Source organism: Halostagnicola bangensis, assembly GCF_054653435.1.
On record NZ_BAAIGG010000004.1, the window covers coordinates 29,048 to 49,750 of the forward strand.

General features: G+C 58.9%; 17 protein-coding genes. 7 read left to right on the forward strand and 10 right to left on the reverse strand.

Annotation, left to right across the window (positions count from 1 at the left end):
• Positions 1-62: 62 nt before the first annotated feature.
• Positions 63-2,060, reverse strand: a complete 1,998-nt coding sequence (locus ACYQ14_RS20035; protein WP_459890795.1) for a hypothetical protein — start codon at positions 2,058-2,060, stop codon at positions 63-65.
• A 209-nt stretch (positions 2,061-2,269) separates the two neighbouring features.
• Between ACYQ14_RS20035 and ACYQ14_RS20040 the strand changes: the two genes are divergently transcribed.
• The 6 genes from ACYQ14_RS20040 to ACYQ14_RS20065 all read left to right on the forward strand — a co-directional run bounded on the left by ACYQ14_RS20040 (position 2,270) and on the right by ACYQ14_RS20065 (position 7,443).
• Positions 2,270-2,407 (forward strand): hypothetical protein, encoded by a 138-nt coding sequence (locus ACYQ14_RS20040; protein WP_459890797.1) that lies wholly within the window; start codon positions 2,270-2,272, stop codon positions 2,405-2,407.
• 4 nt (positions 2,408-2,411) lie between these two features.
• Positions 2,412-3,395, forward strand: a complete 984-nt coding sequence (locus ACYQ14_RS20045; protein ID WP_459890799.1) for a YeiH family protein — start codon at positions 2,412-2,414, stop codon at positions 3,393-3,395.
• A 418-nt stretch (positions 3,396-3,813) separates the two neighbouring features.
• The gene (locus ACYQ14_RS20050) at positions 3,814-4,791 is read left to right on the forward strand and encodes a PstS family phosphate ABC transporter substrate-binding protein (protein WP_459890801.1); all 978 of its coding nucleotides are present in this window, start codon (positions 3,814-3,816) and stop codon (positions 4,789-4,791) included.
• A gap of 8 nt (positions 4,792-4,799) precedes the next feature.
• Complete coding sequence (pstC, locus tag ACYQ14_RS20055) at positions 4,800-5,729, forward strand: phosphate ABC transporter permease subunit PstC (protein ID WP_459890803.1); 930 nt, start codon at positions 4,800-4,802, stop codon at positions 5,727-5,729.
• Positions 5,729-6,589: a PstA family ABC transporter permease gene (locus tag ACYQ14_RS20060; protein ID WP_459890805.1), complete on the forward strand. Its 861-nt coding sequence runs from the start codon at positions 5,729-5,731 to the stop codon at positions 6,587-6,589. Before pstC ends, ACYQ14_RS20060 begins: the two co-directional genes overlap by 1 nt.
• A complete protein-coding gene (locus ACYQ14_RS20065; RefSeq protein WP_459890807.1) occupies positions 6,586-7,443 on the forward strand; it encodes a phosphate ABC transporter ATP-binding protein in 858 nt (285 codons plus the stop codon). Before ACYQ14_RS20060 ends, ACYQ14_RS20065 begins: the two co-directional genes overlap by 4 nt.
• A 6-nt stretch (positions 7,444-7,449) precedes the next feature.
• On the opposite strand, the gene ACYQ14_RS20070 is transcribed toward ACYQ14_RS20065, so the two are convergent.
• Both ACYQ14_RS20070 and ACYQ14_RS20075 read right to left on the reverse strand, forming a co-directional pair.
• Positions 7,450-8,652, reverse strand: coding sequence for a carboxylate--amine ligase (locus tag ACYQ14_RS20070; RefSeq protein WP_459890809.1), 1,203 nt, complete (start codon positions 8,650-8,652; stop codon positions 7,450-7,452).
• The gene (locus tag ACYQ14_RS20075; protein ID WP_459890811.1) at positions 8,645-10,606 is read right to left on the reverse strand and encodes an asparagine synthase-related protein; all 1,962 of its coding nucleotides are present in this window, start codon (positions 10,604-10,606) and stop codon (positions 8,645-8,647) included. The genes ACYQ14_RS20070 and ACYQ14_RS20075 overlap by 8 nt, the downstream gene beginning before the upstream one ends.
• Before the next feature lie 537 nt (positions 10,607-11,143).
• Between ACYQ14_RS20075 and ACYQ14_RS20080 the strand changes: the two genes are divergently transcribed.
• On the forward strand, positions 11,144-12,373 hold the full coding sequence (locus ACYQ14_RS20080; RefSeq protein WP_459890813.1) for an FAD-dependent monooxygenase: 1,230 nt from the start codon (positions 11,144-11,146) through the stop codon (positions 12,371-12,373).
• Between the two features lie 68 nt (positions 12,374-12,441).
• On the opposite strand, the gene ACYQ14_RS20085 is transcribed toward ACYQ14_RS20080, so the two are convergent.
• The 7 genes from ACYQ14_RS20085 to ACYQ14_RS20115 form a co-directional block, all read right to left on the reverse strand.
• Complete coding sequence (locus ACYQ14_RS20085; RefSeq protein ID WP_283837057.1) at positions 12,442-12,765, reverse strand: hypothetical protein; 324 nt, start codon at positions 12,763-12,765, stop codon at positions 12,442-12,444.
• 114 nt (positions 12,766-12,879) lie between these two features.
• Positions 12,880-14,001, reverse strand: a complete 1,122-nt coding sequence (locus ACYQ14_RS20090; RefSeq protein ID WP_459890815.1) for a tyrosine-type recombinase/integrase — start codon at positions 13,999-14,001, stop codon at positions 12,880-12,882.
• Between the two features lie 499 nt (positions 14,002-14,500).
• A complete protein-coding gene (locus ACYQ14_RS20095) occupies positions 14,501-15,835 on the reverse strand; it encodes a sulfatase-like hydrolase/transferase (RefSeq protein ID WP_459890817.1) in 1,335 nt (444 codons plus the stop codon).
• 462 nt (positions 15,836-16,297) lie between these two features.
• Positions 16,298-17,164 (reverse strand): DUF4870 domain-containing protein, encoded by an 867-nt coding sequence (locus tag ACYQ14_RS20100; protein ID WP_459890819.1) that lies wholly within the window; start codon positions 17,162-17,164, stop codon positions 16,298-16,300.
• A gap of 28 nt (positions 17,165-17,192) precedes the next feature.
• The gene (locus ACYQ14_RS20105) at positions 17,193-17,795 is read right to left on the reverse strand and encodes a hypothetical protein (protein WP_459890821.1); all 603 of its coding nucleotides are present in this window, start codon (positions 17,793-17,795) and stop codon (positions 17,193-17,195) included.
• Between the two features lie 165 nt (positions 17,796-17,960).
• The gene (locus tag ACYQ14_RS20110; RefSeq protein ID WP_459890823.1) at positions 17,961-18,155 is read right to left on the reverse strand and encodes a hypothetical protein; all 195 of its coding nucleotides are present in this window, start codon (positions 18,153-18,155) and stop codon (positions 17,961-17,963) included.
• A gap of 376 nt (positions 18,156-18,531) precedes the next feature.
• Entirely contained in the window at positions 18,532-20,655 is a 2,124-nt protein-coding gene (locus ACYQ14_RS20115) for a beta-glucosidase family protein (protein ID WP_459890825.1), read from the reverse strand.
• Positions 20,656-20,703 lie beyond the last annotated feature (48 nt).

Below are 20,703 nucleotides of genomic sequence, written 5' to 3' on the forward strand. Positions count from 1 at the left end.
AAGATCGGATCCGCGACGTTCGAAACCGGAGGGTGGAACGAAACCGCCGTTCAAACCCGAACCTATAGTTCGCTTCCGTCGATCCACGCCGATCCAACCCGATGCTCTCCCTCGTACTCGAGGGTGATCTGGACCACGTTTTCGACGGGCGGAGCGTCGAAGGTGACAGTATCTCCGTCGCCGAACTCGCCGTCGGTCACGGTCTCGAGATCGACCGCTTCATCCTCGGCATCAGCGCGAATCGTCGCCGTGAGATCGGTCGCCGGTAGCGACGGTCCGCCGTCGTGGGTGAGTTCGAGTTCGCCGCCGTTACCCTCGAGCGCGAGGGATAGATGCGGGCGCGCGGTCGTCCAACCGATATCGACATCGTCCTCGACCCAGACGACCGTCGCCGTGGAACCGACATCGATACCCTCGAGGGTGATCGACGCGCCATCGTCGACCGTTTCGTACTCGTCGGTCCACTGGATGGCGGCGGGTTCGTCGTCGACCCGAAGTTCGTAGGCGTCGGCCGGCTCGCCGTCGTCCAATCCGAGTTCGATCTCGAGAGTGTCCGCGTCGTAGTCGTACTCGAACTGTGCGCTCCCCGGCGGACTAACGATGTGATTTGCGATCGAATCCTGGGGTTCGTCGCCCTTCCAGCCGACGAGAACGCGCGAATCGATTTCGGCACCGTCGATCGTCGCCTCGTCACCGACGCTCAGTTCCGCGCCCTCCCACGGCTGGATGGACTCGAGAACGGTCGGTTCCTGACCGATGGTTCCGCCGCCGTGGTACGTCCCGTCGACGATCGAGAGAGAAACGTGGTCCCCGTCGAGCGGGAATTCTCGGTCATCGACGTAGGTGGCCGTCACCGTCTCCGTTTCGCGATCGTACTCGAAGTCGAACCTGAAGTGATTGAGGATCGTCGTTCCCATGGACGAACTGCCGTTCGGATGATCGTGTCGGATTCGGAGCTGTTGGTTCGGTTCGACGTCGTCCATCTCGATGGAGAGCGTGTCGCCCGCTTCGATCTCGTCCTTTCCGTCAGCCCAGATCGTCTCGTCGTACTCCTCGTCGTTCAGTTCGAGCGTCAGTTCCTCGAGCGGCGTCGGATCGCCCCGTGTAACCTCGAGTTCGAGGAAGTCGTCGTTGGGATCGACTTCGACGGCTGGCGAAACGCTCGGGCTCTCGTGATCGCGTGCCTCCTGTTCGGCCTCGAGGTCTCGCGTCCAGGTCGCCGTCACGAGCGAGCCGTCCTCCTCGAGTTCCGGAGACCGGGTTCCAGTGTCGTTGCCGAAATCGGCTTCGAGTTCTTCGCGGACCTCGTCGGTGATCACGGACTCGTCGACAAATTCGATCCCGACCTGCTCTTCGATCGTGTACTCGTCGATCACCGTCGATGCCATCGCCGTAAATCGAACGTCGTCGGGGTCAATATTCGAACCGGAGCCGTCGTCGTCCATTCCGACGAAAACCCGGAGAGTATCGGCGCGGGAGAACGTTTCGAACGCGTCCCCGACGGTCGAATACTCCTCGAGGAACGAACCGGAGTCTTCGGTCGCCGACTCGAAGGCGTCCTCGAGGATCGAGACCGACTCGGCGGTGATAACCGTCTCGCCGGAAACGCCGACGACGATATCTTCGACGTCCGGATGTGGGTCCGCGAGTTCGTACTCGATCCCGTCGGCCGTTTCCTGCACTTTGAGAGCGTCCGCAATCTCCTCGTTGACGGACGGATCGCCCGTAAAGACGGTGATGACCTCGGGATCGTCCTGATCGAGGTTCGCGATCGACGCCGATTCCGTCGGCGAAGAATCTTCGGCGAGAACGCCTCCGTAGTAGACCGTCGACGGACTCATCGCCGTGTCGACGATTTCCTGCGCCTCGATATCGGTGACAGTGAGTAGCATCGACTCGTCACCGGCGGCTGTGGGGAGGTACTCGAGGATATCACTGGTCGTATCGTCTCCGTCGTCATCTTCGTCTCCGTCTTCGAAGGCTGAAAGACACCCTGCGGCGGCCACGGCGAGAGTCGAGCCGATGCCACCGAGGAGGGTGCGGCGGGGAGTGTTCGACATGTGTGAGACACGATAGTTATCCTACAAGTAAGTTTCCAATATAGTTCAATAGTTCAATCTATCTTGGGAAGGAGTCACCATTGCCCGCGATAGTGTACCAAATATGAACCGATACTCGCACATTTGTGTCGCAGATAGAGGATAGAATTTCCGCTATAGCGGACGAGATCGGCAAGGGTTAAGTACGGCGCTCCAACAAATCCGAACGAATGACGATCGATCACCGGCGACTGATTGGGACCGTACGGTCGTGCTGGACGAGCCTCGAGCGCGACTGGCAAAGCGTCGCCATCGGAATAATGATCGTCGCGCTAACCGCCACGCTCGAGATACGAATTCCCTGGTAAGTAGATGGTCACCTATCGGGTGATTCCGGGTCTCGGTGTTCTCTGTTTGGGTGCCGTACTCGCACGAAGCATCGAACTCGTCACCGGGTTAAATCACCTTCTCGTCGCCATTGCAATCGGATTCGTGCTGGCGAATAGTATCGGAATTCCGGATCGTTTCGAGTCAGGAATCGCTACCCACAAGCTTTGGCTCGGGGCCGGCATCGTCCTGATGGGGGCGTCCTTGACGCTCGATACTATCCTCGAAGTAGGAACGACTATCGTCCTCGTCGTCGTTCTCGTGACGACGATAACGATTCTCGTCGTCGAAATCCTCTCCCGGAACGTCTTCGGGCTCGCGACTCGACTCGGTTCGTTGCTCGCGGCGGGAGCGAGTATCTGTGGCGTCTCGGCCGTGGTCGCAGTTGCCGGTTCGATCGACGCTCGAGAGGAGCAGATCGCCTACGCCGCAGCGACCGTTTTGCTGTTCGACGCGCTCACGATCGTCGTCTACCCCATCATCGGTGAACTACTCGATCTGTCTGGAACGGTCTTCGGAATCTGGGCTGGCGTGAGCATGTTCTCGACCGGGCCCGTCGTTGCGGTTGGATTTGCCCATTCGGAGGCCGCCGGACAGTGGGCGACGATGACGAAACTCTCGAGAAATGCACTGATCGGGGTCGTCGTACTCGGCTACGCGACGTACTATACGGGCTCGGGAACGAATCGAAAAATTTCCGCTCGCACGCTCTGGGACGAGTTCCCGAAATTCGTTCTCGGATTCCTTGTGCTTGTTCTCATCGCCAGTGCTGGCGTGTTTTCCCCGGATCAACAGCAGTCAATCGAGAACGCATACAATTGGCTGTTCGTGCTGGCGTTCGTCGGACTCGGCGCGGAAATCCACCTCAATCACCTTCGAAACACCGGAATGACGCCCGCCCTCGTCGTTTTCCTGGCGCTAATCGCCAGTAGTTCTCTCTCGCTTGCGGTATTACTGGTCCTGTTGTAGGGACGCCCCCGAATGGACCCGCCAACTGAATCGGATCTCTCTTCGGCGGACAAAGCGTGACCGGATGCCGGAAGGATGGAGATCGTTTGTTCGTCGAAGGTAGCGGATATATTTGCCATAGCGTCCCGCGGGGAGGCTCCAGTGGTTGAAAAGCACGGTTCCCGAATTCCGTCAGTGTTGTCCAATCAGGTCTCGAGCAACGATCGAACCGATAACGGCGGAGAGATTAGCAGTAATCCTGGTAATTCACGCTTTACCAGTCTGTTCAGTCATCTACTCGGTTGGATGAGGAGGAGATACGTATTTTGACTGTTTTTCACACACACGATTTTGAGAGTTTTGCTGGTTTCGGGTTATACTCCAAAGAATTGCTGACTACCGAGTGCATACATAATGCTAGTTACTAGGGGTGCTATCTATGGAACGTACCTATTCACGTCGGTCTGCGTTGCAACTAGCAGGTGTCGGTTCAGCGATCTCGCTCGCCGGCTGTACGTCTTTCCTCGGCGCAAGCGATACGGTTCGGATCTCGGGTGGAGTCGGACCGCTTCCGATGGTCGAAGTGTGGGCAGATATCTACGAAAACGAAACGGAGACCTCGTTCGATATTTCGGGGGGCGGAACGGGGGTCGGCGTCTCGGACGTCACCAACGATCAGGTCGACATCGCCATGATGGGCCGCGAGCCTGAACCGGAGGAAATCGAGGACGGCCTGTTCGCCGTTCCGATGCTCATCGACACCGTCGTCGGCACCGTCAACGCCGACAACCCGGTCATCGACGAGCTTCAGGAGAACGGTCTCACTCGTGAGGATCTCGAGGATATCTTCACAAAGGAGGTAACGAACTGGGGCGAGGTCGTCGACGCTGACGTCGACGAGGAGATCACCGTCTACGGACGTTCGGATGCGTCCGCCGCGTACAAACAGTGGGGCGACTTCCTCGGCGGCGAAGACGATACCTACACCGAGAACGAACTCGAGGGTCTCTCGGACGGAAACCACAACGGTGACCAGCCGGTCGCCGAGGCCATCGCCGGCAACGAGAACGCAATCTCGATGAACAATATCAACTACGTCTACGACCTCGAGACCGGTGAACTCGACGGCGACATCCGTCCAGTACCGCTCGATCTCGATGGCGAAGGACTCTCCGAAGAGGAGGACTTCTACGAGACGCGCGAAGAATTCCTCGCCGCCGTCGAAGCGGGAACGTATCCGGCACCCCCGGCGCGCGAAATGTTCCTCGCGTCGAACGGTGAGTTCGGCGAGGACTCTCACGACTTCGTCGAGTGGGTTCTCACAGAAGGTCAACAGTACGTCCGAGACTACGGCTACGTCCCGCTCGAAGAGGATCGACTCGAGGAAGCACAGGACGACCTAAACGAGGGGCCATAACCTAACCGATGGGGGGTTCGACGGACTCACGAAGTCAAAACAGCCTCGGTCGGCGGCTACTCACGGAACGAGTGAGCAGTTACTGGCTTCAAGGGGCTGGCTACTTCGCTATCGTACTGTTTGCCCTGATCGTTCTGGCGTTGCTCTACCAGTCGCTCCCGTTACTTTCGGAGTACTCGCTGGTACAGATGCTCACGTCCTCGAATTGGGATCCCGCACAGAACCAGTTCGGCTTCTTGCCGGCCATCGTAGGCACAGTATACGTGACCGCGCTCACGATGATTATGGGAACGCCGATCGCGATTCTCGCAGCGATCTACATCGCCGAATACGCGGAGGGGAGAACGAAGACGCTCGTTTCGTCGTTCATCGACGTCCTCGCCGCGATCCCGAGTGTCATCTTCGGTCTGGTCGCACTGATCGTCGTCGTCCCGTTCGTCGGAGACTATCTCGCGCCGGCGGTCGGCTCGAGCGCGACCGGGCTCGGTATCTTTACCGTCAGTCTCGTGATGGCGATCGTCGTCACGCCATTTATGATCTCGTTGTCCGTCGAATCCCTCGAGGCGCTTCCGGACGAACTCCGCGAGTCATCACTCGGTGTCGGTGCGACGAAGTGGGAGACGATCAGAATCGTCCTGTTACGAGCCGCAGGTCCCGGCATCTTTTCGGCCGTACTGCTGGGATTCGGTCGCGTTTTCGGCGCGACCATCGTCCCGGCGATGCTCATCGGTGGCCAGACCCACTTACCAAGCTCACCGTTCGCGACAGGCCAGACGCTCCCGACGTTGATCGTCAACGATTTCGGCGAACTGATGTCGCTGCCGCTCGCCCAATCCGCGCTAATCTTCGTCGGACTGATGCTCATCGTCGTCGTTTGGCTGTTTAACTTCAGCGCGATGATTCTCCGGCAGCGACTCCAACAGAGGTGGCAGTTCTGATGGATCGGTACACCGAACAACGACTCTTCGGCTTGCTCGCACGCGGGGCGGCCGCCCTCGTCGTCGCCGTGATGGTGCTCGTTATCGGCGTGACGATCTACAGAGGCGGACGCGTCTTCCTCTCGGATCCGACAATCGTCATCACGCCGCCGGGTTCCCGATACATGCTTGAGGGCGACGGTGGATTCCTCCACGCTGTTCTCGGGAGTATCTTCATCGTCGGACCCGCGACGATCATCTCGGCAGTGCTCGCCGTTTCGACGGCGATCTATCTCCAGAGCGATTACTCGAGTGAGCGGTTTTCGGACACCGTAAACATGTTCCTGAACGTACTCTGGGGGACGCCGCCGATCGTCTACGGTGTCTTCGTCCTGACAGTGATCATCGCGATCGGTGCCCGGACGTCGATGTTCTTCGGAATCGTCGCAATCGCGATCTTCCAGTACCCGATTATGACCCGGTACACGGACGAAGCGTTGCGATCCGCACCGGACTCCGTAAAGGAAGCCACGTACGGACTTGGGGCGACACGGTTCGAGACGGCCCTGATGACCGCACGTGCGGCGCTTCCGGGAGTTATCGCCGGGATCGTCATGGGCTTTGCCCGCGGAATCGGCGACGCCGCCACGGTCCTTTTCACCGCCGGCCGAAGTACCAATATGCCGGCGGGTCCCTTCGACGGGGCGACGACGCTCCCCGTACTCATCTTCGATCAGGCGATGTCGTTCAACGCCGAGGTCCGTTCTCACGCCTACGCGGCATCGTTCATCCTGATCATCGCCGTACTGGGGCTGATACTCGTCTCGAAACTACTGGCCGGGCGATACGCCCGGTACGCACCAGGAGGTCGTCACTCATGACAACGAACACTGCACTCACCACGAAAGATCTCTCCGTAACGTACGTCGGAGACCGCGAAGTAGAGGCGCTGAAAGGCGTCAGTGTCGAGTTCCCGACGAATCAACTTTCGGCCATAATCGGTCCCTCCGGTTGCGGGAAATCGACGTTGCTAAAGTCGCTGAACCGACTCCACGAGATTCAACCCAACGTCGAAATTTCCGGCGATGTCCATCTGGGCGATCAGTCGGTCTACAACACCGACGAACCGATACCAAAGCTTCGAAAACGGATCGGTTACGTCCCGCAGACACCGACGGCGTTGCCGCTATCGATCTACGAGAACGTCGCCTACGGGGTGAAGCTCCACGGCGAGTACGATTCGAAGGATGATCTCGATGCCCTCGTCGAGTCCTACCTGCGAAAGGTAAACCTCTGGGACGAAGTCGAGGACCGACTCGAAACCCCCGGCGCGGAACTATCCACTGGCCAGATACAACGGCTCTGTCTCGCCCGTTCGCTGGCCGTCGAGCCTGACGTTCTCCTCTGTGACGAAGTCACGTCTGCGCTCGATCCGATTTCGGCCGAATCCGTCGAGGAGACGCTCGTCGACCTCAAAGAGGAGTACACGATCGTTATGGTTACACACAGTATGGAACAAGCACAACGCATCGCCGACGACGTCGTGTTCCTCTACCTCGGCGAAGTAATCGAGGAAAACGACGTTCAAACGTTCTTCCAGAACCCCGAAAAGGAGCGGACGAAGAAGTTCATCGACGGCGATACCATCGTCGAATACGACGAGAGTGACGACGATTCCCGTCCGAAGCCGTGCCAGCCGAACGGTAACAACCACCGGATAACCGATCCGAATTAACCGCTCTCACCCAAGCCGCTTTCTCACCGCCCCTTCGAGTTCAGTTCGTATCTGCCGAACGATCGGTCGTGGATCGTCCAGATGGAGATAGTCGAAGTTCGAAGTTGCGAGACACGAACGCGAGATTTCAGCCGTCCGCTTAGGCAAGGACGGTCGCTCGACGAACGGCGAGTCCTCCCGGACGACGCTCACGAGGTGCTCCAGTTCTCCGAACAGATAATGCGTTCCGACGCCGGTTTCGTAGTCAGGATCAATCAGGTCCTGACGATTTCCAACCTGAAGCACGTACCAATAGGGGAAGTCGGCGCCCGCTCGCGTCGCACACGCAAGCGATTGCCACATTCGAGGGTTGATCTCGACGATACTGAACTCCCCCGTCTCGGCGTCTTCGATGTACTCGATGCAGGCGAGGCCGTGCCACTCGAGTTCGTCGAGGATCGCTCGACCGGCCTCCTCGAGCGCCGGAATGTCGACCGACTCGCGGTAGACGCCGCCGCTACCGGTGTAGGAATCGCCGCGAATCTGGCGGTGCTGGAAGGTTCCGAGGGCCTCCCCGTGATCGTAGAGTGCGCCGAAGACGTACTCGTCGCTCCCCTCGATGTACTCCTGAACGATCGGTTCGTGGGACATGTCATCGGTGAGTGCGGCAGTATCCGGCGTTTCGCCGGCCGAAACGTGTTCGACGGATTTGGCGATTTTCGAATCCTCGAGTTCAAAGTCCTCGAGATACTCGTCGGTGAGGACGTTGTACCGGGACTTGACGATCTGTTCGCCGCTCCAGTCCTCGACGTCGCCAAGCAGTTTCGTCTCCGGAATTGCCACGTCTGCGCGTTCTGCGGCGTCCGCGAGGCGCTTGCGATCGTGGACGGATTTCAGCGTCTCGAGTTGAGGAACGACGACGTCGATGTGTCGTTCGAACTCCGCGGCGTACTTCGAGAGCAGGTACGTATCGTGGGGCCGGTGTGGAACGATCGTTCGAACGTCCTGCCGGGCGGCGAGACCCAACAACGCGTCCTTATACGCCGGGAGATTGCTCGGCGGCGGAATAAGCACCGACTCGTCGCAAAAGCGGGAGGTGGTGACGCTGAGGTCGGGATCGTCAACTGCGACTATCGTCCGAACGTCCCGATCGGCGAGCGAACGGACCGACGCGTAGCCGTGGGGATACCTCGAAGCGGTAATGACGACCGAATTACGGACGTCAGACAACGTCGATCACCTCGTTTTCGAGAGCCAGAGTCGGTGTTGCGGTCGTCTCGCTCTGCTCTGCGTTCGTCACGATCTGTTCCGTGCTCGTCTCGGTCAGTGCTGTGTTCGTCTCGGTACTGAGTACGTGTTCTGTTACTGGCATCGTTAGAACCGTCAATAGCGTGTATAATTCGACCACGTTGTTCGAACCGTGGTGATGATCTCGATAGACCTCGCGGATCGAATCCACGTCAGGACCTGGCAATGCATCGGCGAGGGGTTCCTGTTCGTCGAGGACGTCGTTTGCAAACCCGAACGACCGAAGCAGTTCAGCATCATCCAACCAGGGCCCATCGGTCAGGTACGGTTCTGGTGGCTTCTGGGTCCGTACGTGTTTGTCCCAAAATTCGTGTAGATGGCTACTCACGTATTCGAGCGTGAACGGACTCGCAAGTCCAACACCGGTACTCGCGTGTGGAATCGACGCCAGATCGGGCGCGAGTCGATCAACTGCCTGACCGACCAGATTCCGCCGAAGGCGGTACCGGATTGGCATCGACAGGGAAAGCTCGAGCAACCGATTGTCGAGAAACGGCGACCGGTAGGGCAACAGCTGACGAAGTGCCGTTCGAAAGCGCATGTCGTCGTCGTTCGATAACGGGTAGCAGTTGCCGTAGTAGACGAGTTCGTCGAGCGACTCGTAGGTGACGCCGTGATGGACGATCCGGTCTCCCTCTCGGGAGATGTTTGCGTTAAGCACCGTACGGAGGTCCGTCTGCATATCGAAGCCGTCGTGGGCGTCCTCAACCAGGAGGTCGACGTACTCATCAACTGTTTGAATAGATCGCTCGAACGGGATCGTCATCGACCCGAGCGGGCCGAGTGAAACCGACGGAGACGGAATACTGTATCCCCCGAAAAGCGAATCACCGTACAGTCCAGATAAAAGCCCATCGACCCGATTCGTAATCTGATCTTCGAACCCGCCGGTATACGGCTGCGTAAACCACCCGTTGAACGAACTCGCCCACCGGTTGCGTTCGAGCGCACCGATCCGGTACTGCGGTCCCCGCTCGAGAAGTTCGAAGTCCGCATCTGCCTCCGTGGCGACTCGCTCAGCGATACGAGCTTCACGATTCTTCCAATCGTTCATGTGAAAGGCTGTCGCATCCCCGAGAGTGGACAGAACGAGGCGAGAATCACTCCCGCCCGAAAGCAACACGCCGTACTCGTGGCCGTCACGCGTCCACTCGTCTACAATCGTCTGGAATCGGTCCGTGAACTCTTCGACGAACCACTCGAAGGGCTCATCTCGCGGCTGGTACCGCGGACGCCAGTACTGTTCGGCCGTTCGGCTCCCGTCGACCAGCGAAATCGTCATAATCGACCCCGGCTCTAGCTTCTCGATACCTTCGAGCGGCGTTTTGACGCCAAACGTTCGTCGAAAGGCGAGATATTCGTGCAGGTACCCGGTATGGAAGGAGGTCTCAACCGCCGGGTGAGACGGCAGAAGCTGGATGTTCGTCGCGAACACGATCGCGCCATCATCCGTCTCGGTTCGGTAGATCGGGACCGTTCCGAACCGATCGGTACACATCGAGATCTCCTGACTTTGCCGGTCGTAAACCAGAAGCGTGAAATTGCCGTTGAGACGGCTGACGAAGTCCAATCCGTACCGTTCGTACAACGAGACGCAAAACTGCGCCGCGTTGGTATCAGGAGGACGTGGTTGGTACTCGCCGGAGCGATCGTCCGAAGTCGTATCGTACCCGTATACGTCGCCGATCACCCAGCACCGAACCGCGTTGGTTTTCCCCCTAGCAGGCCGACTCGCGAACTGGCAGTTGTGTGGATCCGACTCAATGGCCACGTTGTCGGTCGTATACTGGACCCCGTCATCGGACTCAACCCACTCCTCGAGAGTCGAGACCGTCAACGAACCGTCTGCACGAATTACCCCGTGAGTGTGACTCATTTATCCCCACCCCCACTCCAGCCGGTCGAACGAACCAGACTGTTGGTCTGCAATCGTCGTGTACATGCTAATCGCATCACGGAAGAATGCAATTTTGCTAACCAATTTATTATCACTACTATAACAGGCGACAAACACTCCGTCGGTCGGCCCCCTCGAGATCGGCGAGCCGGTGAGAAACATGTCAAAGAAAAGGCTGGGGACGCCCGAAAACGGGACTTAACATGTCTATAAAAGAGGGTCTCTTCCGGTGGTCGGATGCTCGTTCTCTCCTTCGCATCAGTCAGTAACAGCGGACATGGCGGTGTCGATAGATATACCGGCGTGCGTGAACTAGCCCCGGAAAACTGGCCGATGAGAGCCGAGCGCATGTGATCCGGTTCGAAAACGGGCTCACTAGTGACTCATCCGACACCCTTTTTTGTCCTAACCGCCAATTTCATTTCTTTCTGATATCGTTTAGAAAAACAAAGTGTAGCAATAGAATCGGCTACCGTAAACATTATGGAGGAATTTAGATTACATAGTAATACAACCATGAGTACCAACGAGAACACTAATCCGGTGCTGATCGCCGGGGCTGGTCCGGTCGGGATGACCGCAGCGCTGGCGCTACACGCCCGCGGAATCGACACCGCTATCCTCGAGGCAGAATCGGAAGACCGGGACAGAGACGGGAGTCGCGCGATCTACGTTCACGGTTCGACCCTTCGCACGCTCGAGCGCATCCACCCGGGTCTCGGAACCGATCTGGTCGACGAGGGTCTGGTCTGGCCGACCCGACGCACGCTGTATCGCGGCAAAGAAGTGTTCAACCGAACCTACGACTCGCCGGGCGGAAGCGGAGACATCCCACACTTTACCAGTGTCCCACAGGTTGTCACCGAAGCGTACATGCACGACGCCCTCGAGGACATCGGCATCGAGATTCACTGGGATTCGGAAGTTGTCACCGTCGACACCTCTCCCGACGGCGTCCACGTCGAAACGGACGACGGTGCCGAGTGGGAGGCCGAATATCTCATCGGTGCCGATGGCGGTGGATCGGAAGTTCGCAACGAGATCGGCGCGAACTTCGAAGGCGATCAATCCGAGAACGCGTTCCTCATCGCCGACATCGAAGAAGAAGGCGGACACGGGGAAGAACTCGAGCGGATGTTCCACTACGATGCGCCGGAAACCGACGGACGAAACGTGTTGCTCGTTCCGTTCACCGGCGGCTGGCGTCTCGACATTCAGTGTCTCGGCGACGACGACCCCGAGGAACTCAAAAGCGACGAGCGAATGCAGGAGTTCATCCGCGACGTCATGGGCGAGGAGTACGTGGACAACCTCAAGTGGGTCTCGACGTATTACTTCCTCCAGGTAATGGCGGACACCTTCGTCGACGAGCATCGACGCGTGTTGCTAGCCGGTGAAGCCGCCCACTTGCTGGCTCCCTTCGGCGCACGGGGGATGAACTCCGGAGTTGCCGACGCCGACGAAGCGGCATCGGCAATTGCAGTCGCTCTGGGCGCACGGACGGACGCGGTCGCCCGCGACGAAATCGAACTGTACGCGGCGCGCCGCGAGAAAGCAGCGGAGTACAATCTCGAGGCCGCGGGACAGGCTCTCGAGTATCTGCAGGGAGAGAATCCGGCGACGATCCTGCGAAAGGAGGCGGCCGCCTCGCTCGCGGATACCTTCGAGGAGGCGGGCGAGTGGCTCGACGACGCCCCGTACGGACCGCACGGATCGCCGCCGATCGTCTCGACCGGCAACTACTAACTCACGATCGTTTCTTCGTCTCGACAGCTATCGGCAGAAAAATCGAACCATGCGAAAATAAACCGGAGTTAGGCGAGATCGAGTCGTTTGGCGACCCAGTGATCTCGAGCTTCCATCACGAGTTCTTCGCCATCCTCGAAGTCGGTTGTCTCCGCGACGAACTCGTCCCACTCGCCGTGACCCACCGCCTCGAGTTCGTCACCAGTTTCGGCGTCACTCGGGCTGGCCGCGACCAGTTCGTCGAACGAGTCGAACTCGGATCGCGCCTGAACGAACGCGTCGTCGAAGATCTCAGCGAGCGGAATCTCGTCGTCCGTATCGTAGACGTCGTCGGCCGCCGGGAGATCGTCCTGTTTCTGTGCAGCGTCTTCGAGGTCGATTTCGAGCACCATGGGTTCACTTTGTATTGAAATTATGTAAACCCATCCCATTCAGTCAGACTTAGCAGGGTAAATAGCGTCGATCGTAATCCAGAGTTCGGTTACCCGATCGAGAGCCCTCGAGCGCTAGTCCATCACGTCGTCGATCTGCTCTGCAACGTCTTCGGGCTGAATATCACTGTAGGCTTCGTGGGTCGTCTCGATTGATTTGTGTCGCAGTGCTGACTGTGCGAGTTCCGAGTTGCCGCTCGCGTACAGTTCGTGACCAAGGCCACGCCGTCCGCCGTGGGGCTTTAGGTACTCGCCGTCGATCTCGAGATTTGCTTCCTCACAAAGGCGCTTCATCACGCTCCGAGCTCCGTTTTTCGAGAGAGACGGCGGCGGAACCTCGAACTCTCGGAGCGCCTCGTCGGTCGAGCGGTCCTCGAGCATCGTCTCCACTCGATCTGAGGAGTACTCGGCCTCAAGGGCCCGTCGTTTCGAGGGGTAATGACCCGTCGGAAACACGGGCCACTCGTCCGATGGCGGCTCGAGGATGGCCCGGTGCCGTTCGAGTGCATCTTTCGCGCGCGCGGGTAGACCGACCCGTTCGTACTGACGGGATTTCCCAAGTACGGTCACGCGTCCGCGCTCGTCATCCAGTTCGACGTCCTCCCATGTGAGTCCGTTCCGTCGGTCGTCGTGGGGATCGGCAAACGCCTCCGCACCTCGGAGGCCGGCGAGTGCGAGCAAGATGACGAACGCGCGGTCCCGGTAGGCGCGCTCGAGATCGATTTTATCGTCGTCGTACGCGCGGTCTACTCTGGCGTGAACGAACGACAGAAGCTCCTCTCGAGTGTCCTCATCCCAGAACTGGCGATCGCGCTTTCCCGTATCCTCCGGTAAAAATTCTCGAGCGGCGTCGGTCGCCGCCGGATTGGTCTCGAGTAGTCGATCTCGAACGCAAAACGAGAGGAACGCGCGGGTGTACATGTAGTAGTTGTGGGCGGTCGAGGCGGCAATTTCGTCCTGAGCGGTCCGGGTGCGAAGTTCCATCCCCCAATCGCGACAGCACGCGGTATCGATTTCGTCGACGTGTTCGATGCCGTTTTCCTCGAGGTACGATCGAAAGGACTCCTCGCCGCGTTGGAGCACCCACTCGAGGGTGTTTCGCGATCCGCCCGCAGAGAGGCTGGTAAGATATCGCTCGAGAGCGTCCGTAACCCGAGTTTTTCCCGGGGTAGCGTCATCTTTCACTGGTGGAGACATTCGTCTGTCGGGTACAGTATCGACCCAGGTAAATCTACTGCACTAAAGTGTTCTTTAGTACAGTAGATGTGCTGGACGCCGAATCGTCAGATATTGTGCGTTTCAGGCCTCCAACACGGAGGACCCACCCTGCATAAATCTTATAACGATATATCAAATAGCATCCGCACGAACTCGAGGAACGAGGTGGCAACGACACCGATGAAGCCCACTCCAAGAGATTTGGAGCGAATTTTGGCATTCAAGGCCCTCTATAGGGCGTTTGAAGCAAAATTCTCGCACACCATCTCTGCTCGAGAAACCCGGTGAACCGTCGTTCGAGCGTCGGGATCCACTGCCGCATCTCGAAATCCCATCGATTCCGTGGACGTGATCGTAACGAACCGACGAAGGACGCGGCGCTCCGTGCCCGTTTCCGTCACCTGGACGAGTCCGACACTCGAGGGTTTCGACGGAGTGGATCCGTCGATCCTAGATAACTGTTTGAAACATCTGCCGGTCACGCGTAGCCGAGATCCTCTAATCTCGCTCGTACGTCCTCCGAGACGGGGACGCTGGACTGCCGGTCTTCGTCCCTACGTGTGATCGAAGCGGCCAGTTCCCGCAGAAGGAGCCGTGGATTTTCCGCAGTCGAAGATCCCCGCTCTTCCCACCCGTCGAGCGTTTGATGGCCGTAATACTCGTTCGGTCCCGCGAGACCGTTCAGTGGTCGATCGTACGACCTGACCAACTCGTCGGGGTACCGACCGCGCATCTTCTCGAGGCGAGCGGCTCGAAGCCCTTCGTACTCGACGAGATAAAATCGGTCGTCGACCGAGCCGAGCAGATTTTGTCCGCGGGAGACAGCCTCGACATCGAAGAGGTCGAGGATCGTTCGATGGACATCGAGGAGACTTACCGTCTTCGAGCATGCCCCGGATAATCCCTCACCAGAGATCACGAGCGGGATCCGGGTCAACTCCGGGTACACACCGTGTAAGTGACGCCAGCTCCCGTGCTCGCCGAAGAGTTCACCGTGGTCACTGAGCGTGATGACGTAATCGAAGCGCCATTCGAGTTCCGCGAAAATTCGTTCGTACTGATCGGCTAGATACCGGACCGAATCGTCGTACGCACCGCGAACCAATCGCCCATCCGGCTCGTCGTCGGTCAGCGTCGCGGCAACCTCGTCGTACGATGCGTCTCCGGTCGTTCGATACGATTCCGGGGGATCGTACGGTGCGTGTGCCTCCATCAAATTCACGAAAAGAAAATCCGCGTCGGCGTATCGGTTCTGTTGGAGGGATCTTAGCAGTGGCGCCGCTCCGTCATCTCGGTGAGGCTGTTCAAAGAGAGTTCTCACGTACCGATCAGTCAAGCGCTGTGCGAGTCCGGTTTTGATCGAAGGGAGGATCCGATACCAGCCGGCCGTCATCCCTTTTGCTATCGTCGCGTACTTCTTTGCACCGGAATGGCTGTTCTGGAAGAGTTCTCGCCACCCCGTTATACCTTTGCTGTTGACATTGACGCGCCACGTCCCCTCGAACGAGTCAAATCCGCGATCGAACCCGAAAACCGGCGAAACCATGAGGTTCGCGCTGAATGCCCGAGGCGTGTATTCAGCGCGGGAGAGGAGTTCAGCGAGTACCGGTTCAGGACAATCCAACCCCTCCGAGTTGGCGTTTGCGCCCGCTTCGCTCGCGTACGTTCCCGTAAACAGCGAGGCGTGGGCGGGCATCGTCCACTTCGCAGTCGACCACGCGTGCTCGAAATGGCGACCGGACAACCACGAAAAATGCTGATCGAACGCATCTTTTCGTAGCGTGTCGAGTACGACGAGAGCGATACGCGTCATCAACCAAAGAGTCAGTTCCAACGGGTGAAAAGCATAGGCTGGCGAATTACGTATTCGAAGAGTTCCTTTGAGTGTACTTGAGACACCGGATCGTGAGATCACAACGGTCGATTCCATTCCATTAGGGATGTCTCACATGCCGAGACGACCGAACCCAAGCCACACGCGATCCGTCGAGTAGACAGCCCACCGATGTCCACGATAGCATAGCTAACGTGGTCCAGTAAAACGAAATGTACTGAGGACAGATCTACGGGTACTCGCCAGCCAGCGAGTAGCATGATGAGCACCTCGGTGCATCCAACAGGCAGATTTTTCTAAAGTATAATGTGGCAGATGGTTCTAAATCATTTGTCGTCGGAATTGGAGAACCCGATTCGTTCGTCGGATCCGAGCATCGAGAGGTTCCGACGACGAACGAGACGGCGGGTGTTACTGAACACGGAAGAACGCACTCGGGATTTACGACGACTCGAGATGCCAGTACCGCTTGCAGAGATAGACAACGGCGACGATCCAGAGCGCGAACATGAAGCCGTAAACCGCATCTCCGGCAGGATTTACCGACCGGAAATACGTTGTCGCGAAGAGATACGTCAACGCGCTCGCCCCGAGTGGTATCCCGACGTATGGGAGCCAGTTCGGTTGCCAATCCGCGTTCGATTCCTCGAGTTTCGACGCATCACGATAGAGAGCAACGAGCGTGAACAGAGACGCGAGCATGGAAAACACGACGAGGAAAAAGGAGGCAAAAAACAACGCTTCGGCTTCGGGCCCATCGGAGATCACTAACCAGGAGAGATACCCGAACAGGATCGGGGCCACGAGCGCGTATACTGAAATGAGGACCCACCAACGGGTCTGATCCGGCGTTCTGTTCTGTATCCATCCGACGAAATCCGGGGCGATCGGGTATTCCCAGGCGGTACCGAATACGGCTTTCCCGGAGGCGACGAGGATGAAAGCGAGGTGTATCAGTAAAAGAATGCTCGTCAGGAAGAACGCGATTCCAACAGCTACGAACAACCCTACCAGGATGGCGTCGAACGGTGTCGAGTCCGGAAACACGGAATCGAACAGGAACAACGCGCCGATCGCGGACAGCCACCCTAGATGTACACCCCAGTACAGGAGTTGCCAGTTCGTCGCGTTCCGAGCGTTCGATCGCGTGAAGTCATTATCCGAGAGAAGATAGATGAAACTCGTCCCGACAAATCCCGTACCGAGACCGAGCAAGTGGACGAAAATTCCCGCGAGCGTCCGCTCGGTGAGAAGATTCGGGCCTGGTTGTGTCGTCGGTACGGTCGTCGATTCGTTTTCGTTTGACATTTGTTAGGGGGTATGGGTTTCGAACTGCTCACTTCGAGACGAACTCCGCCGGGTCAAATTTCGTCGCCGTCGAGGATCGATTACGAACGGTACGTGCGAGTCGCTCGGCAAACAACAGGATCACGCAGACGAAGAAAAGATTCAGCGCCGCGGACAGGAAGGTGCTATCGGACTGTACCGCCAATTCGAACGGGACGGGAGCGACGAGGAAACTCACTGCAAACAGTACGAGACTCAACTGGAACCCAGCGAGGACCAGCGTTCTGATTCCCGCGGGATTTCGAAGGCGGATAAAGTCACCGACCGACAGCGTCTCGAGCGGCGTCTCCCGTGAAAGTGCCTCCTTTCCTTCCGGAGAGAGCGGCCAGTTCGATTCCGGATAGTTGACGTAGTAAAGCGTGATCGACTCCGGATAGGTCTCCGCGGCGATAACGTCGATCTCGCGGAGTTCGTTCAGTCGGTTTCGAACCGTTTCCTTGCTCACGTCCGGACCGACGCGAGCGCGAATCTGTTCGGCCGAAAAGAACGGCCGTTCGGTTTCGGCCATCGTCTCGACGACGTGGCGCTGTGTGAGTTTCTTATTGAGGGACGAATCGATTCGTCCCTCGATCCACGGTGGGAGGGTGCTCATCGTGTCAGTGACAGGTAGTTTGAACAGGACTCGTTTAAACCTTCGTGCCTATTTTGCGGTCGCCAAACGCCGTTAGGCGGCCGAAAAACCGTCTGTGAACGGTTTTCACTCGAGCAAACCAAATCGGTCGGGAAACGAGCGAAATCCAGCAAATCGGAGGAAACGCTAGCGGCCAGACCTGCTCGAACGGACGACCCATTCGGCCCCACGGATCAGCAGGCACAGCGTGAACAGATACATCGCCGCAGCCCCGAGGTCGTTTCCCAGTTTCGATGACGACGACTCAGCGTCGAGGATTCCGCGTTCCTCGAGCATCTCGAGGCGGTCGCGAACGGTCAACTCACCCGCACCGAGGTCCACCCGGCTTCAGAGCTGTCCGACGGAGAAAGCGGATCGATCACTTTCGACGAGTGTTTCGACCAGACGAGGGTGGAAGGGGTAGATCGACGGCTCCGTGATCAAGTCGGTCCTCGACCCACGATGGAAGTGCTGACACGGTAAGCGGTGGCTCGTGCGGTGTCGCGATAAAGTCCGAGGGATTTTGACGAACGTGAACCCATTCCTCGGCGTACGAACGCGATTTGTGTACGTAGAGCCGCTTCGAAAGCACTCATTTCGCGGTCGGTGGCAACCAGTTCGACGGCAACCGAACAGCCGACTGACGAGCTCAGCGGGCCCGATGCGGCCGGATTCAGAGTATAGGCTCAATAGAGACAAAGACAAGCCCGAACTGATGCTATCGTTCGAGCGTCACCGATTCCCGCAGGTCACGTGATGACCTGCCCACGTCGACGGTGTGCTCTCCGGCGTCGATCGTCCAGCCGTCCGGTTCGGCGTAGCGACCGAAGGCGCGTTCGTCGAGGTCGATCGAGACCGTCGCGTACTCGCCGACCTCGAGTTCGACGGCCTCGAATCCGCCGAGTTCGCGGGGCGGTCGCTCGAGATCGTCCGGCGCGTCCGGGGACGCGACGTAGGCCTGCACAACTTCACGCCCGGCGCGGTCGCCGACGTTTTCGACGGTCACCTCGACGGTCGAGTCGTCGACCACCTCGAGGTCGCCATACTCGAAGTCCGCGTAGGAGTGTCCGTGGCCGAAGGGATACGTGGGGTCGACGCCCGTCGCGTCGAAGTAGCGGTAGCCGACGAGGAGCCCCTCCTCGTAGCGGCTCACGTCGTCGACGCCGGGGAAGCGTCGCTCGTCGGACGTCGGATACTCGCCCTCGGGAGCGAACGTGACCGGGAGGCGTCCACCGGGATCTGCGTCGCCGTAGAGGACGCTCGAAATCGCCTCGCCGTGGGCCTGGCCCGGGTACCAGTTGGCGACGATGGCGGCGACATCGTCGCGCCACGGCACTTCGATCGGGCCGCTCGTGTTCGAAACGACGACCGTCCGTTCGTTCGCCTTGGCCACCGCGGAAACGAGTTCGTCCTGCCGACCCGGCAGGTGGAGAGAGTCACGATCGGCGGCTTCGGTCGCCTGATCCCGGACGAACACGACGGCGACGTCAGCCTCGGAAGCGGCCCCAACGGCGGCTTCGATATCGGGCTCTCGTGTCTGCTCGGCCGCGGCGTCCTCGAACATCGAAACGTCCTCGATTCTCGGCAGGCCGCGAGCGACGGTGACCGTCCCGTCGGCGCGGGCCTCCATACCCACTAGAGGGGCGGTTTCCGTAAACGGCGTCACTTCAGAGGAGCCGCCGCCCCCGAGGATAGCCTCGTCGACGTTCGGTCCGACGAGCGCAACGTCGGCGTCGTTCGAAAGCGGCAACACGCCGTCGTTCTCGAGCAGGACCGTCCCGCGGGTCGCGATGTCGACGGCGAGTCGGCGGTGCTCTGGCGTGTCGATCGCTCCCCCACCGTTCCGATCGTCGAAGTGGTCGACCGCCTCGAGTGATCGGAGGAGGCGCGTGACCATGTCGTCGAGACGTGATTCTGCCACCTCACCGCGCTCGACAGCGTTGGCGAGGTTCTCGGCGTAGAGGCCGCCGGACGTCGGGTCGGGCATCCCTTCGGCGAAGTCGAATCCCGCCTCGATATCGAACCCGTCTCCCTCGGGGTCGTCTCCATTGCTGCGGTCGTCTGCTGCCATTCCCATCGAGGCGAGGAGTTCCTCGGCGGAGATGCCGGGCATCTGGAGATCCAGGCCGCCGTTCGCCGTGCCGACGACGCTCTCCGTTCCGAACCAGTCGGAGACGACGAAACCGTCGAATCCCCACTCGCCCTTGAGCACGTCGGTGAGAAGGTACTCGTGTTCGCTCGCGTACGTTCCGTTAATGCGATTGTACGAGGACATAATCGATCCGGCGCCGGCCTCGACGGCGTCCCGGAACGCCGGCAGATACAGTTCACGGAGCACACGCTCCTCGATCTCGGCACTCACGTCGGCCCGGGACGTTTCCTGATTGTTCGCGACGAAGTGTTTCGGCGTCGCGACGACGTTTTCGTTCTGAATCCCCTCGACGACGTTCGCGGCGAACGCGCCCGAGAGAACCGGATCCTCGGCAAAGTACTCGAAGTTACGCCCACAGTGGGGGACCCGGATCAGATTGAGACCGGGTCCGAGGAGAACGTCTTGGTCCCGCGCCGTCGCCTCGCGGCCAAGCGCCCGACCAAATCGCTCCGCGAGTTCGGGGTCAAACGTTGAGGCGAGCGCCAACGGCGCCGGGAACGCCGTCGCCGGTTCGTCCGTCCTGACTCCCAGCGGCCCGTCAGTCAGTCGCACTGGCGCCAGACCAACGCGCTCGACGCCTGGAATGAATCCGGTTGCCGTCCCCGCTGTGTCCATCGCTCCGTGCACGAGACTGACTTTTTCCGACAGAGTAAGGCCGTTCACGATGCTCGTGACGCTATCCTGACTCATGTTTACTGTCTATTTAGTAAATAGTCATTTAGTCGTTCGTAATTCGAC

Excerpts from the sequence above, each read along its gene's own strand:
- ACYQ14_RS20105 (WP_459890821.1), bottom strand. The coding sequence starts at position 17,795 with ATGAGCACCCTCCCACCGTGGATCGAGGGACGAATCGATTCGTCCCTC.
- ACYQ14_RS20085 (WP_283837057.1), bottom strand. The coding sequence starts at position 12,765 with ATGGTGCTCGAAATCGACCTCGAAGACGCTGCACAGAAACAGGACGAT.
- ACYQ14_RS20035 (WP_459890795.1), bottom strand. The coding sequence starts at position 2,060 with ATGTCGAACACTCCCCGCCGCACCCTCCTCGGTGGCATCGGCTCGACT.
- ACYQ14_RS20045 (WP_459890799.1), top strand. The coding sequence starts at position 2,412 with ATGGTCACCTATCGGGTGATTCCGGGTCTCGGTGTTCTCTGTTTGGGT.
- ACYQ14_RS20040 (WP_459890797.1), top strand. The coding sequence starts at position 2,270 with ATGACGATCGATCACCGGCGACTGATTGGGACCGTACGGTCGTGCTGG.
- ACYQ14_RS20095 (WP_459890817.1), bottom strand. The coding sequence starts at position 15,835 with ATGACGCGTATCGCTCTCGTCGTACTCGACACGCTACGAAAAGATGCG.
- ACYQ14_RS20065 (WP_459890807.1), top strand. The coding sequence starts at position 6,586 with ATGACAACGAACACTGCACTCACCACGAAAGATCTCTCCGTAACGTAC.
- ACYQ14_RS20090 (WP_459890815.1), bottom strand. The coding sequence starts at position 14,001 with ATGTCTCCACCAGTGAAAGATGACGCTACCCCGGGAAAAACTCGGGTT.
- pstC (WP_459890803.1), top strand. The coding sequence starts at position 4,800 with ATGGGGGGTTCGACGGACTCACGAAGTCAAAACAGCCTCGGTCGGCGG.
- ACYQ14_RS20060 (WP_459890805.1), top strand. The coding sequence starts at position 5,729 with ATGGATCGGTACACCGAACAACGACTCTTCGGCTTGCTCGCACGCGGG.
- ACYQ14_RS20115 (WP_459890825.1), bottom strand. The coding sequence starts at position 20,655 with ATGAGTCAGGATAGCGTCACGAGCATCGTGAACGGCCTTACTCTGTCG.
- ACYQ14_RS20080 (WP_459890813.1), top strand. The coding sequence starts at position 11,144 with ATGAGTACCAACGAGAACACTAATCCGGTGCTGATCGCCGGGGCTGGT.
- ACYQ14_RS20050 (WP_459890801.1), top strand. The coding sequence starts at position 3,814 with ATGGAACGTACCTATTCACGTCGGTCTGCGTTGCAACTAGCAGGTGTC.
- ACYQ14_RS20100 (WP_459890819.1), bottom strand. The coding sequence starts at position 17,164 with ATGTCAAACGAAAACGAATCGACGACCGTACCGACGACACAACCAGGC.
- ACYQ14_RS20075 (WP_459890811.1), bottom strand. The coding sequence starts at position 10,606 with ATGAGTCACACTCACGGGGTAATTCGTGCAGACGGTTCGTTGACGGTC.